This window comes from Ammoniphilus soli, assembly GCF_040813775.1.
The window spans coordinates 1-13,434 of sequence record NZ_JBEGDL010000019.1 but is presented as its reverse complement, the minus strand read 5'-3'; the positions used below and the strand labels follow the sequence as shown (position 1 = coordinate 13,434).

12 protein-coding genes and 1 pseudogene are annotated in these 13,434 nt (G+C 44.4%); 11 read left to right on the top strand and 2 right to left on the bottom strand.

Features of this window, described 5'->3' with window-relative positions; all coding sequences use genetic code 11:
* Positions 1 to 133: 133 nt before the first annotated feature.
* Positions 134 to 1,138, bottom strand: coding sequence for a LacI family DNA-binding transcriptional regulator (locus ABLT31_RS26130; protein WP_367757339.1), 1,005 nt, complete (start codon positions 1,136 to 1,138; stop codon positions 134 to 136).
* Between the two features lie 39 nt (positions 1,139 to 1,177).
* Positions 1,178 to 1,414, bottom strand: a complete 237-nt coding sequence (locus ABLT31_RS26125; protein ID WP_367757337.1) for an HPr family phosphocarrier protein — start codon at positions 1,412 to 1,414, stop codon at positions 1,178 to 1,180.
* 236 nt (positions 1,415 to 1,650) lie between these two features.
* Here ABLT31_RS26125 and ABLT31_RS26120 point away from each other — a divergent pair, with 236 nt between their 5' ends.
* From ABLT31_RS26120 to iolB, 11 genes and pseudogenes are all read left to right on the top strand, one after another.
* On the top strand, positions 1,651 to 2,691 hold the full coding sequence (locus ABLT31_RS26120) for a LacI family DNA-binding transcriptional regulator (RefSeq protein ID WP_367757335.1): 1,041 nt from the start codon (positions 1,651 to 1,653) through the stop codon (positions 2,689 to 2,691).
* 255 nt (positions 2,692 to 2,946) lie between these two features.
* Positions 2,947 to 3,054, top strand: a pseudogene (locus ABLT31_RS39045) (inositol 2-dehydrogenase); the annotation flags it as partial.
* Positions 3,050 to 3,352 (top strand): Gfo/Idh/MocA family oxidoreductase, encoded by a 303-nt coding sequence (locus ABLT31_RS26115; protein WP_367757333.1) that lies wholly within the window; start codon positions 3,050 to 3,052, stop codon positions 3,350 to 3,352. The pseudogene ABLT31_RS39045 and the gene ABLT31_RS26115, both read left to right, overlap by 5 nt.
* Before the next feature lie 106 nt (positions 3,353 to 3,458).
* Complete coding sequence (locus ABLT31_RS26110) at positions 3,459 to 4,466, top strand: sugar ABC transporter substrate-binding protein (protein WP_367757331.1); 1,008 nt, start codon at positions 3,459 to 3,461, stop codon at positions 4,464 to 4,466.
* Positions 4,467 to 4,543: 77 nt separating this feature from the next.
* Positions 4,544 to 6,034 (top strand): sugar ABC transporter ATP-binding protein, encoded by a 1,491-nt coding sequence (locus ABLT31_RS26105; protein ID WP_367757329.1) that lies wholly within the window; start codon positions 4,544 to 4,546, stop codon positions 6,032 to 6,034.
* 24 nt (positions 6,035 to 6,058) lie between these two features.
* Positions 6,059 to 7,057, top strand: a complete 999-nt coding sequence (locus tag ABLT31_RS26100) for an ABC transporter permease (RefSeq protein WP_367757327.1) — start codon at positions 6,059 to 6,061, stop codon at positions 7,055 to 7,057.
* A gap of 14 nt (positions 7,058 to 7,071) precedes the next feature.
* Entirely contained in the window at positions 7,072 to 8,502 is a 1,431-nt protein-coding gene (locus ABLT31_RS26095) for a sugar porter family MFS transporter (protein ID WP_367757325.1), read from the top strand.
* A 208-nt stretch (positions 8,503 to 8,710) separates the two neighbouring features.
* Complete coding sequence (locus tag ABLT31_RS26090; protein WP_367757323.1) at positions 8,711 to 9,547, top strand: sugar phosphate isomerase/epimerase family protein; 837 nt, start codon at positions 8,711 to 8,713, stop codon at positions 9,545 to 9,547.
* Between the two features lie 100 nt (positions 9,548 to 9,647).
* Complete coding sequence (gene iolD / locus ABLT31_RS26085; RefSeq protein ID WP_367757321.1) at positions 9,648 to 11,576, top strand: 3D-(3,5/4)-trihydroxycyclohexane-1,2-dione acylhydrolase (decyclizing); 1,929 nt, start codon at positions 9,648 to 9,650, stop codon at positions 11,574 to 11,576.
* A gap of 20 nt (positions 11,577 to 11,596) precedes the next feature.
* Entirely contained in the window at positions 11,597 to 12,493 is an 897-nt protein-coding gene (gene iolE / locus ABLT31_RS26080) for a myo-inosose-2 dehydratase (RefSeq protein WP_367757319.1), read from the top strand.
* A 21-nt stretch (positions 12,494 to 12,514) separates the two neighbouring features.
* A complete protein-coding gene (gene iolB / locus ABLT31_RS26075) occupies positions 12,515 to 13,336 on the top strand; it encodes a 5-deoxy-glucuronate isomerase (RefSeq protein ID WP_367757317.1) in 822 nt (273 codons plus the stop codon).
* The last annotated feature ends 98 nt before the right edge of the window (positions 13,337 to 13,434 follow it).

The following is a 13,434-nucleotide window of genomic DNA, read 5'->3' as shown; positions in this document are numbered from 1 at the left end:
AACTAGTGCCCATGTCCCATGGATTGGACTTGAGGATTCACAATGTTGGTGACATGTTAATTCTAAAAAATGATTCATACGTGAAAAGGGCCTGGTGTATCATACCTGGCCCTGATCCTCTCTCATAGGAGGTTTATTGCTCATTTTTAACTTTACCTGTAGAGTTTCGGATAATAAGTTCCGGAAGCAGTACGATCCCTTGTTTTAATTTTGATTTTCCCTCGATTTCTTCAATTAACAGATCCACCACGTAGTCGCACATGGCTTCAACGGGCTGGACTATGGTTGTCAAAGGGGGGTCTATACTTTTCGACAGTAAAGTATAATCGAATCCCACAACCGAGAGGTCATCGGGTATCTGCAGTTTTCTTTTCCGTATGGACATCGTCGCCCCTATTGTTAAAACTTCGCTACAAGCTAGGATGGCCGTAGGTGGTTGGGAGAGGCTCAACAACTCATCCGTCAAGTGTTCTGCACTATCCGAACTGGAATCTGATATCATGATCAGGCTTTTTTCTGCTTTAAAGCCCCTATCTAGCATCGCTTGCTTATAACCTTCAATCCGTTCCCTGCTACTATTTGCATCTTCTGCAATCACTGCAACTCTTTCGTGTCCAAGAGAGAGAAGATGGGTGGTAGCTTGGTACCCGCCCATGTAATCATCTACCTTTACACTATTAATAGAGAGTGAACGGTGAGACTCCATCAGCAGGGAAACGGGAAATCCTTCATCTACCAAACCTTGTATCACATCTAGGTTTTCGAACGCACCGGCGAGTATAAATCCATCCAAACCCCTCTGTTTTAATGACGATACGTAACTGGCTTCTTTATCCTTTGTAAAATTAGTGGTGCAGATGACGAGATGGTGCCCCTTTTCATGGGCACGTTCCTCTATTTTTATAGCCATTTCAGTAAGGAAAGGATTTGACAGGTCGGGGAGCAAGAATCCGATCATGAATGCTTTCTTAGCTGATGGATCCGCTGCAGGGACACTTGGCCTTCCAGTCCAATCGTTCATCGCCTTCTTTACCTTGTCTTTCGTTTTCTTGCTTACTGAAAGGTTGTTTATTACCTTGTAAACAGTGGCGGTAGACACACCAGCCTCCTTTGCCACGTCATAGATTGTCGGTTTCATAGCAAGGTTCCTTCTTTCTAGTCATGATGCCCTTAAGCTTTAATGTCCAATGATGAGGAATTCCTCAAGCTCTTTAAAGAGAGGTTTGAAGTTTACATTGTCGGGAATAACCAATGTGAGGGGTTCATTGAGTTTCAGGACATAAAGACCTAGAATGGATTTTGCATCAGCCATTCCGCTTTTGCTGTGAATCCAGATGTCGAAGTCATAGTCAGAAGCGATTTTATTGATTTTTTCGATCCCTTTAATGTCCTTAACTTTTATTGGGGTAATCATTTTGAACATCCTCTCCGTAATCATATTTGCTCAAGGGAACAATTCAAAAAATTAATAAGATAATATTAATATACTAGATGTTAATAATATAATCAAGTAATCGATTACCCTTAATGTGGTAGTGCATATAATTGGTTGATTTCATTTGAGTGGTTTCTTCGCTATAATAATTGATAAGCCATTGTATATATGTATTGTGGGGTTGTTCCCATTTTGCTCATAAAATAAAATATCTTTTGAAAGCGTGTGATATTGTGTCTGCGAAATCTACCATCTATGATGTGGCAAGGGAAGCTGGGGTATCAACAGCAACGGTTTCAAAAATCATTAACAATAAGGGACGAATCAGTGAAAAGACGAAGCAAAAGGTCTTGAAAATTATGGAGGAGCTCAACTTTCACCCCAATGTACTAGCATCAGCAATGAAGGGTAAATCAACGTATTCGATTGCCTTTCTTATTCCTGATGTCGACAACCCTATCTATGCGAAATACCTCAAGCATATAGAAAATCGCAGCCAGGAGTTGGGTTATAATATTGTAATGTGCAGTACCGGCAACGATCCGGATAAAGAAGCAAGGCATATTGCCGTCATGCGGCAAAAACAAGTCGATGGGTTTATCATTGCCGACAAATTTAATAACTTGGCCCTTCTGGAGGGATTGATTGCCGAAGGATTTCCTGTTTCTCTCTTTGCTCATGAAAGAGCAGATTTTTCAGTAGACAGCGTCACGGTGGACGATTTTTTAGGTGGTTATCAAGCAACGAAACATTTGTTATCTTTGGGGCATAGAGAAATTGGTCTAGTCGCTGAAGAATCCGTCAGCAGTCGGGATCGTATTCGAGGATATCGAAAGGCCTTGCTGGAGGAAGGGGTAGAGTGTGATAAGAGCCTAGTGGTCCGGATGGCTGACCCGACGATCGAAGGAGCGAAGGTTCATGCTGGAAAGCTGCTGGATCGGGAGGCAAGACCTACTGCCATTTTCGGATATAACGATGTCACGGCGATAGGGGCTATGATGGCAGCGAAAGAACGCGGATTGCGGATTCCGGATGAGCTGTCAGTGATCGGCTATGACAATACATCTCTTTGCACGATTGTAGAACCGCCCCTAACCTCGATTGATATGCCAGTAGAGGAACTAGGGAGAAAAGTAATGGACTTATTAGTGGGGAAGATTGAAGGGAAGGAAAAAACAAAACAACGAATTCGCCTGCTGCCCAAGCTTATAATCCGACAATCTACCGCACCTTTTAAAGAAAATAACCTTGATTAGGAATAGCAATCAAGGTTATTTTTGTCAAATTAATTACTATATCAAGTTTTGTGGTACAATTTCAAGAGGTAAAAATATTGAGAAAAAGATAAAAATAATGATTGAATTTTGTAAGAACTTATCTTAAAATAGGTTTTAACAAGGTCATCGATTACCCAAAGAGATCAGGAACTATAAAGCAATATATAAGCTTTATATTTTTTTCTTTAATAGGGTAATCGATTAACTTAAAATCAATAGAAAGAAGGATTGGTTTTGAAAAAGACGACCATCGGAATTATTGGGACAGGAAGAATTGGGAGATTACATGCAGAGAATTTAATCCGTTTTCCAGAAGTAAAGATAAAAGCGGTTTCAGGTGTTTGGGTCTAAAGGATGTGTAACCGTATCCAATGATCATCCGAACACGGCCCAACTATCGACAAGCGAAGCGGTTTATCAAGATAAGCCCATGTATTTCTTCCTTGAAAGATATCAGCAAGCTTATATTGATGAAACGAAGGCGTTTATCTCTTCGATCCAACATGATGAGCAGCCGCCTGTTGATGGCAATGATGGTTTGCAAGCGGAATTGCTGGGTCATGCGGCTAAGAGATCCTGGGCAGAAAAGAGAACGGTAAAAATTTTCAATCTGCTGGAAGAATTAAAAGTTAAGGTATAATTTTAATTTAGAGTCAAATTAAGCGCTTACGTTTGATTTTCTTCTTAGACACTCGTTTGTTTAAGTGAAAATATAAAATCCTAATAAATAATAGGGGGCTAATTAAATGAAGGTGCAAAAGATGTTTAGTATGATTTTGACGTCCGCTTTAACCATCGGCTTATTAGCAGGTTGTGGATCATCATCGAGTGAACCAGCGAGCGAAGCGCCTAAAACCGATCAAGCTGCAGCTAAAGATTCTATCGTGATTGGGGCTGCGATGCCTGTATTCGATGACAAGTGGCTGACCTACTTGTATGATGAGATTAATAAATATGACAAGGAACATGATGATGTGGAAGTGAAGATGGTAGATGCGAAAAATGATTCCGGGAAGCAGTTATCTCAGGTTGAAACGTTCGTGGCCCAAGGTGTAGACGCTATCATTATCAATCCGGTGGATACAAGCGCGGTAGGACCGATGGTGGATGCTGCCAATGCTGCTAATGTTCCAGTTGTGATAGTAAACAGAATGCCTGGCGATGACGTGTTGAGCAAAATCTATGCTTATGTAGGATCCGAATCTACACAAGCGGGAACCATGCAAATGGAAAAAGTAGTTGAGCTGTTGGGCGGGAAAGGGAATGTTGCTATCCTGACAGGCGAGCTTGGATCTGAATCTCAGATCAAGAGAACCCAAGGAAACAAGGACATCCTTGCGAAGAACCCGGATATAAAATTGGTTCGCGAGCAAACAGCCATGTACCAAAGAGCAGAAGGCATGAAGGTTATGGAAAACTGGATTCAATCTGGCGATCAGCTAAATGCGATCGTAGCGAACAATGATGAAATGGCGATTGGAGCAATTATGGCTCTAGAGGCTGCAGGTAAATTGGATGGTGTGGTAGTTGCCGGTATTGATGGTACACCGGATGCATTAGAGTATGTGAAGTCTGGGAAATTGAATGTATCCGCTTTCCAGGATCCGATGGGACAAGGGAAAGGTGCGATTGAAGCGGCAGTTAAAGCGGCAAAAGGCGAAAAGCTGGAAGGTGCTGAAGGCAATATCGTGAATGTACCTTTTGAATTGATCACGAAAGAAAACGTAGAAACATATATCCAAAAATGGCAGTAATCATCTAAGCTTGGGTTGAGGAGCCGCTCCATAAGGCACTGGCTCCTCCTACCTAACCAAAGGGAGGCGGGAATCAAGTGGCTTCTGATTATATATTGGAATTGAACAATATTACCAAAGAATTTCCTGGCGTAAAAGCATTGGACAACATCCAGCTGAAGATCAGAAAAGGATCCGTCCATGCGTTGATGGGAGAAAACGGAGCGGGTAAATCGACTCTAATGAAGATTATCTTTGGGATCTATACTCCTGATGCCGGAACCATTAAGTTTAAAGGACAAGAAATTAAGCTTGCTGGACCGAAAGATGCGCTAAGTCGCGGGATTTCCATGATCCATCAAGAGTTAAGCCCGGTCCCGGACATGACGGTGGCCGAAAATATTTACCTGGGCAGAGAACCTGTCATCGGGAAATTTGGTTGGGTCAACAATAAGAAGATGGCCAATGATGCAAAAGCTTTGTTTGAATCCTTAAATATCAACATTGATCCGAATACAAAAATGAGAGATTTAAGTATCGCCAATATGCAAATGATTGAGATCGCTACAGCTATCTCTTATAATGCGGACCTTATTATTATGGATGAGCCCACATCGGCCATCACCGATAAAGAGGTAGATCACTTATTTGAAATCATACGTTCCTTGCAGAAAAAAGGCATTTCTATTATTTATATCTCACACAAAATGGATGAAATATTTAAGATCTGCGACGAAATTACGGTGTTTCGAGATGGGCAATACATTGGCACCAAAGAAGCGAAAGATTTGGATCAAGATTCCCTCATTCAAATGATGGTTGGTAGAGAAATCAAGCAAGTGTTTCATAAAGAAAAGGCGGAAATAGGCGAAGTTGCGCTTTCGGTCAAGAATCTAACCCGAAACGGGAAATTCAGAAATGTAAATTTCGAAGTGCGTAAAGGTGAAATCCTTGGAATCGCCGGATTAATGGGTTCAGGGAGAACCGAAATCATTGAAAGTGTTTTTGGGATCGACCCTCCGGATTCCGGTGAGGTCTTCGTTAAGGGCCAAAAGGTAAATATCAAGTCACCGCAGGATGCTATTAATTATAAAATCGGATTATTAACCGAGGATCGTAAATTAACAGGAGCATTCCTCCCATTATCGATTAAGGAAAATATGATTATTTCCAACTTGGATCTATTTATTGGCGGGGGATTGGTCAATAGTAAGAAAGTGGAGACGATCTGCAATGAGCAGGTCAAACGATTGAACATAAAAACCCCTCATATTGATCAATTGATCATGAACTTAAGCGGCGGTAATCAGCAGAAGGTTCTGCTGGCCCGTTGGCTGCTGAACGATCCTGATGTCCTGATCCTGGATGAGCCTACACGAGGGGTTGACGTAGGAGCAAAATCAGAAATCCATAAACTCATGTCCAAGTTGGCCGATGAAGGCAAGGCGATTATCATGATCTCTTCGGAAATGCCGGAAATTCTAGGGATGAGCGATCGCGTGATTGTCATGCACGAAGGGATGATGAAGGGCGAGCTGGAACGGGCAGAGGCTACGCAAGAAAAGATTTTGGAAGTGGCTTATAGATAGGATTTCATCTTAAGGAGGTTAAGTATGAATAGTAATCTGCAAGAAAGCGTAGGGACCGCACAAGTTGTAGCTGGCCGCGACTGGAAAAAAACAGCCGGTCAGATCTTTAGCAAGTATGGGATTTTCCTGATATTTATTGCCATGGTTGTTCTGGTATCCATCCTCACTCCAGCATTTCTTAGTTCGCAAAATCTGATCAACGTCGTTCGCCAAATATCGTTCATCGGTATCGTGGCCATGGGTGTGACGATGGTTATTATCACTACCGGAATTGACCTTTCATCCGGATCGGTCATCGCCCTTGTTTCTGTCATTACGGCTAGCTTCGCCCAAGGGGATCATCCTCTTATCCTGGCGCTTGTACTCGGTCTTGGAGTAGGGGCTTTGGCTGGATTCATCAACGGGACGATCTCCGCAAAAGGTGCGATTCCTCCATTTATCGCAACGCTTGGAATGATGATCGCGGCTCGAGGACTGGCTTTGCTTTACAGTGACGGAAGACCTATTGGCGGTTTGTCTGAATCCTTCTTGTTCATCGGCCAAGGTGAGATCGCAGGAATTCCTGTTCCTATTATTATCTTTGTCATTATGGGAATCATTTCTCACTTGATGTTAAGTAAAACCAAATTCGGTAAGTATACGTATGCGATCGGCGGTAACGAACAAGCAGCAAGAATATGCGGGATCAACGTTGATCGATACAAAATTATGATTTATACCTATGCTGGCTTCCTTTCGGCGCTTGCTGGAATCATGCTAACGTCAAGAATTAGTGCAGGGCAACCAAGTATGGGTGTCATGTATGAGTTGGACGCCATTGCGGCAGCGGTAATCGGTGGAACAAGCTTATCCGGCGGTATCGGTACGATTCCCGGAACCATTATTGGTGCCTTGATCATCGGTGTATTAAATAACTCTTTGGACTTGATGAACGTATCTTCCTATTGGCAGCAAATTCTAAAGGGCGGAATCATTGTAACGGCTGTATTGATCGATTCCCGCAAAAATAAGAAGAAGAAGTAGAAGGAGAAAATGATATGAACAAACAGGTGAAACCTGGGGAGACCCGAGTGGCCGTCTTATCTACGATTACGCTAATCTCAACGTTCGGAGGGCTTCTCTTCGGATACGACACAGGTGTCATCAATGGCGCATTGCCTTTTATGTCTGAAGAAGATCAGCTCAATCTCAACTCATTCACACAGGGGCTCGTCGCGAGTTCACTTCTATTGGGAGCCGCGTTCGGTGCGGTGTTCGGCGGCCGATTGTCAGACTACAATGGCCGTCGGAAAACCATTCTTTATCTAGCCGTGTTATTTTTTATTGCTACACTGGGATGTACTCTTGCCTCAAACGTTACGGTTATGGTTATCTTTCGTTTTCTGCTCGGTCTGGCTGTAGGAGGGGCATCGGTCACGGTACCGACCTATCTTGCGGAAATGTCACCCGCTGAGAGACGGGGGCGAATGGTTACCCAGAACGAACTGATGATTGTTTCCGGACAACTATTAGCCTTCATCTTTAACGCCATCATTGGCAACGTATTGGCTGACAGTGCTCATGTTTGGCGGTACATGCTTGTCATTGCGGCACTTCCAGCGATTTTCCTGTTCTTTGGCATGATCAAAGTCCCAGAGAGCCCGCGTTGGCTTGCATCAAAAGGAAAAAATAAGGAAGCCCTGCATGTCCTCCGACAGATACGCGAGGAGAACCGGGCAAAATTGGAATTCAATGAAATTAAGGCAGCCTTCGCGGAAGAGTCGGGGACCAAGAAAGCAACCTTTAAGGATCTGACTGTGCCCTGGGTGCGCCGTATTGTATTTCTTGGGATTGGGATTGCCATTGTGCAGCAAATTACAGGTGTTAACTCCATTATGTACTATGGTACTGAAATTCTTAAAGATGCTGGGTTTCAAACCGAAGCGGCACTTATCGGCAATATTGCAAATGGTGTGATCTCCGTTTTAGCGACTTTCCTAGGGATCTGGCTCCTTGGCAAGATTGGCCGTCGCCCCATGCTTCTGGGAGGCCTAATAGGAACGACGACTTCACTTTTGCTCATTGGGGTGTTTTCACTGATGCTTGAAGGGTCTGCTGCACTTCCGTATATTGTGCTGGCTCTGACAGTCATGTTTCTTGCTTTCCAGCAGGGAGCTATTTCGCCGGTAACATGGCTCATGCTCTCAGAAATATTTCCATCGCGCTTGCGGGGTCTCGGAATGGGCGTAACCGTTTTTTGCCTGTGGATCGTGAACTTCCTTATTGGCTTTGCGTTTCCGGTATTACTCGATCAGGTTGGCTTGTCTACAACATTCTTCGTTTTCGTAGCTCTTGGGCTTGGAGCCGTCACATTCGTAATGAAATACTTGCCAGAGACCAAGGGGCTAACACTTGAGCAGCTAGAACATCACTTCCGTACCTATGATGAACGAGGTGCCAAGATAGAGGTAATAAGCAAGGTCCAGTAACGCGGTACCATGTAAGCGGCTACTACACTGATTATTTGAATAAGCTGATGTTAATGCAAGTTCATGAATATTAGGTTGTTCAATACTATTTTAAAGAATTTAAAAACTATGGTTGAAACATAATGAACTTAGGAGTAATATAAAAGCAAGAGATAGGGTTATCGATTACCCACCACTACTTCTACTAGAATGCCGGAGGGAAAACAAGATGAAAGTAGCATTTAATCAAGCAACAACGTTGAACAATTCAACATTAAAGCAGGACTTGGAATTATGTGAAAAGCACGGGTATGAACTCATTGAAATTCGCTTTGACAAGCTGAGAGAGTACTTGGAAGATCAAACGGTAGAAGATCTCAAAGCTTTCTTTGACAATAACCGGATTAAGCCCTTCGCTTTTAATGCCCTCGTATTTATCAATTATCGGGATGAAGCGGGTTTCCAAGAAATAAAGGATGAATTGCTATTCGCGTGCAAGATCGGTGAAATTATTAATTGCAAAACGGTAATTGCGGTTCCTAATTTGGACGTCGGTGATTTTACGAAGGATCAAATCAAAGAAGAAACCGTTAGAGCCCTTCAAGAGCTATCCGATATTGCTCAACCTTATGGCGTTAGGCTTGCGCTAGAGTTTATCGGATATCCGAACTGCTCGGTGAATACATTTGGCCAGGCGTATGACATCGTTAAAGAAACGAACCGGGATAATGTAGGGGTTGTTTTGGATTGCTTCCATTTCCATGGCATGGGTTCGCGGATTGAAGATTTAAAGAAGTCGGATGCTGAGAAGATCTTTGTTTTCCATATTGATGACTGCGAAGATTTGCCTATCGGCGCTTTAAGAGATCACCATCGCGTATGGCCAGGTGATGGAGCGGTCGATCTGGATGCGATTTTAAGCACGTTGAAAGATATAGGCTATAGCGATATGGTATCCATAGAATTATTTAGACCGGAGTATTGGGAATGGGATGCTGAAAAAACGATTCAAGTCGGCAAGGAAAAAACAGAAAAAGCGATCAGCGAGTATTTTGAAGTAGAATAATTCATCTTAACTATTTCTTTCTTTTTCAAGGGTAATCGATTACCCTTATTTATAAGAGAGATTACCCTACTATAAAAAGATAAGGTGTGAAAGAATTCGGATGAAAACGATACGTTTAACAACCGCTCAAGCACTTGTTAAGTTTTTAAATCAACAGTACGTGGAATTCGATGGGGTGCAGCAAAGGTTCGTCAAAGGGATTTTTACCATCTTTGGCCACGGGAATGTTTTGGGGATGGGGCAAGCGCTAGAAGAAGATGCAGGTGAGCTGGAGGTTTACCAAGGGCGAAACGAACAAGGGATGGCACATGCCGCTGTCGCCTTTGCCAAGCAAAAGCATCGCAAGCAAATTATGGCTTGCACCTCTTCTGTCGGTCCTGGCGCTGCCAATATGGTAACCGCTGCAGCGACTGCTTCGGCGAATAGTATTCCTGTCTTGCTGCTGGTCGGCGATACGTTTGCCACTAGACAGCCAGACCCTGTGCTGCAGCAAATCGAGCACTATCATGACTTGACGATTACAACTAACGATGCCTTCCGGGCAGTCAGCAAGTTTTGGGATCGGGTGAATCGCCCTGAGCAATTAATGACGGCAATGATCCAGGCGATGCGTGTGCTAACCGATCCAGCCAATACGGGGGCGGTTACCATAGCCCTTCCGCAAGATGTGCAAGGAGAAGTCTATGACTATCCGGAGTATTTCTTCAAAAAGCGTGTCCACCGCATTGAACGCCGGGTGCCGAGCGAATCGGATCTGAGGGATGCAACAGAGCTGATTAAAGAAAAGAAAAAACCGATTATTATCTGCGGCGGAGGTGTTCGCTACTCCGAGGCGGCAGATTCCCTCCGGCAGTTTGCCGAAAAATTCAATATTCCTTATGCGGAAACCCAAGCGGGCAAAAGTGCAATTGAAAGCTCGCATGCGTACAACTTAGGTGGAATCGGGGTTACAGGCAACTTAGCTGCCAATCTGATTGCAAAAGAGGCGGACCTTGTGATTGGAGTCGGAACCCGCTATTCGGATTTTACAACAGGTTCGAAATGGCTGTTTCGGGATGCGGACGTCTTAACGATTAATGTCTCGGAGTTCCAAGGCTATAAGCTGGATGCGGTAAAGATTGCCGCAGATGCGAAATTAGCTTTGGATGCTCTGGCGGCAGAGCTTGAACAGATTGGATATCAGGCAGCGTATACGGATGAAATTCAATCCGTAAAGGATGCGTGGAAAGCAGAATTGAACCGCTTGCATCACAACCGCTTTGAGGCAGAAGGGTTTCAATCTGAGTTTCCGGGACAGTTGGATCACGTATTGCCCGAATTCAAGGCACAGTTTGAATCCAGCCTCACCCAAACGAGCGTCATTGGTTTAGTAAACCAACTGATCGATGAAGATGCGATCATTATTGGGGCGGCAGGAAGCCTGCCGGGTGACCTGCACAGAATGTGGGAAAACCGTCAGCCGAATACCTACCATTTAGAATATGGTTACTCCTGCATGGGGTATGAAGTATCCGGTGCGCTAGGCATCAAAATGGCGGAACCGGAAAAAGAGGTCTATGCGATGGTAGGGGATGGCAGCTACCTGATGCTCCACTCCGAATTGGTAACCAGTCTGCAGGAACGGAAAAAAATCAATGTGGTGCTGTTTGACAATGCGACGTTTGGCTGCATTAACAATTTGCAGATGAACAACGGCATGGGCAGCTTTGCTACGGAATTCCGCTACCGCAACCCGGAAACCGGCCGCTTGGACGGAGATTTCCTGAAAATCGACTACGCGCAAAGCGCAGCAGGGTATGGAGTAAAAACCTACAAGGTTCATAGCTTAGAAGAATTGAAAGAAGCGATTGAGGATTCAAAGAAACAAACGGTTTCTACTTTAATAGATATCAAAGTTCTGCCGAAAACGATGTGCAACGATTATGAACAATGGTGGCATGTAGCTGTTGCGGGAGTTTCCAAGAGCCCGACGGTTCAACAGGCTCATCAGCGAAAAGAAGATACAAGAAAGCAGGCAAGACAGTACTAATACCCAAGGGAGAATTCAACATGTTTAGTGTAGATAAGGTTAAATTGGGGATTGCCCCGATCGCTTGGACAAATGATGACATGCCAGAGCTGGGAAAGGAAAACAGCTTCGAGCAATGTATCAGTGAAATGGCTCTCGCTGGATTTGCGGGCAGTGAAGTAGGGAACAAATATCCGCGCAATACGAACCTGTTAAAGAAAGCTCTCGATCTGCGCAATTTACAGATTGCCAGTGCTTGGTTCAGTTCTTATCTTACAACCAAGCCGCTGCAGGATACAGTCGATGCTTTTATCGAACATCGCGATTTTCTGCATGAAATGGAAGCCAAGGTTATCGTGGTGGCTGAACAAGGACATAGCATTCAAGGATTGATGGATGTCCCTTTGTTTGAGGAAAAGCCCCGGTTTTCTGAAGCAGAATGGGAAAAACTCGCCGCTGGATTAAATCACCTTGGGGAGCTAGCCCAAGAGAAGAACATGAGCATTGTTTACCACCATCACATGGGAACGGGAGTACAGACGACCGAAGAAATCGACAAGCTGATGGACATGACCGATCCGAACCTCGTTTATCTGCTGTTCGATACCGGACACCTCGTGTTCTCCGGCGAAAACCCGCTGCACATCCTAGAAAAGTATTTTGCGAGAATCAAGCATGTCCACTTAAAGGATATTCGCCAAGAGGTTGTAGATCGGGTAAAAGAGCAAAAATTGAGCTTTTTGCAAGCCGTGAAAGAAGGAGCCTTCACTGTACCCGGAGATGGAGCTATCAATTTTGTGCCCGTGTTCAACATGCTTGCTGAGCACGGATATGAAGGATGGTTTGTTGTAGAAGCGGAACAGGATCCGGCAAAAGCCAACCCATTTGAATATGCGTTAATTGCTCGTCAATATATCAAGGAAAAAGCAGGTCTATAAACGAAGAAAGGGAGTGTTAGAATGGCAGAATTGATCGTACCGACGCAAGCGCCTGATCAGGAAGGCAGGGTGTTAAGCGTAACCCCGGAATCCGCAGGATGGAGCTATGTGGGATTTGAAGTGTACACCTTGAAGCCCGGGCAAAGTCTAAAGCAGGAAACGGGAGATCGAGAAGCATGTCTCGTCCTGTTATCAGGCAAAGTAACGGTCTCCACACGAAATGAAAAATGGGAAAACATCGGCCAGCGCATGAGTGTGTTTGAAAAGATTCCTCCTTATTCTGTCTATGTTCCAAATGCTGATTTCTATGAGGTGGAGGCATCAACAGAGGTCGAGTTGGCGGTTTGCCTTGCACCGGGAAAAGGGACCTATCCAGCTCGCCTTATTGGCCCTGGAGACGTTGGAGTGGAAAAGCGCGGTGCAGGCAATATTGAGCGTCGCATTCACAATATCCTGCCTGAACAAAAATCGGCAGACAGCTTGCTGGTTGTGGAAGTATTCACGCCGGAAGGAAACTGGTCCAGCTACCCGCCGCATAAGCATGATCAGGACAATTTGCCGCATGAATCGTATTTGGAAGAAACCTATTATCATAAGATCAATCCAGGACATGGGTTTGCGATTCAGCGTGTTTACAACGATGACCGTTCCTTGGATGAGACGCTTGTGGTGAAAAATGGGGATGCGGTACTCGTACCGGAAGGATATCATCCCGTTTCTGCCCCTCCAGGATACGAAGTTTATTACCTGAACGTGATGGCGGGTCCTACTCGTACATGGGTATTCCATAATGATGCAGATCATGAATGGGTCATGGAAAGCAAGCTGGCAGCGACCAAGTAGGATGCAATCGACAGGTGACAGGCACTTGTCGAAAATAGGATGGAAGGCAGGAACTGAAGATGAATAACTTAACGTTTGACTCAAATAAATCACTCGAT

What these genes read in the sequence shown, in the direction of transcription:
- ABLT31_RS26130 (WP_367757339.1), bottom strand. Translation starts at nt 1,138, where the DNA reads ATGAAACCGACAATCTATGACGTGGCAAAGGAGGCTGGTGTGTCTACC.
- ABLT31_RS26125 (WP_367757337.1), bottom strand. Translation starts at nt 1,414, where the DNA reads ATGATTACCCCAATAAAAGTTAAGGACATTAAAGGGATCGAAAAAATC.
- ABLT31_RS26110 (WP_367757331.1), top strand. Translation starts at nt 3,459, where the DNA reads ATGAAGGTGCAAAAGATGTTTAGTATGATTTTGACGTCCGCTTTAACC.
- ABLT31_RS26100 (WP_367757327.1), top strand. Translation starts at nt 6,059, where the DNA reads ATGAATAGTAATCTGCAAGAAAGCGTAGGGACCGCACAAGTTGTAGCT.
- ABLT31_RS26095 (WP_367757325.1), top strand. Translation starts at nt 7,072, where the DNA reads ATGAACAAACAGGTGAAACCTGGGGAGACCCGAGTGGCCGTCTTATCT.
- ABLT31_RS26090 (WP_367757323.1), top strand. Translation starts at nt 8,711, where the DNA reads ATGAAAGTAGCATTTAATCAAGCAACAACGTTGAACAATTCAACATTA.
- iolD (WP_367757321.1), top strand. Translation starts at nt 9,648, where the DNA reads ATGAAAACGATACGTTTAACAACCGCTCAAGCACTTGTTAAGTTTTTA.
- iolE (WP_367757319.1), top strand. Translation starts at nt 11,597, where the DNA reads ATGTTTAGTGTAGATAAGGTTAAATTGGGGATTGCCCCGATCGCTTGG.
- iolB (WP_367757317.1), top strand. Translation starts at nt 12,515, where the DNA reads ATGGCAGAATTGATCGTACCGACGCAAGCGCCTGATCAGGAAGGCAGG.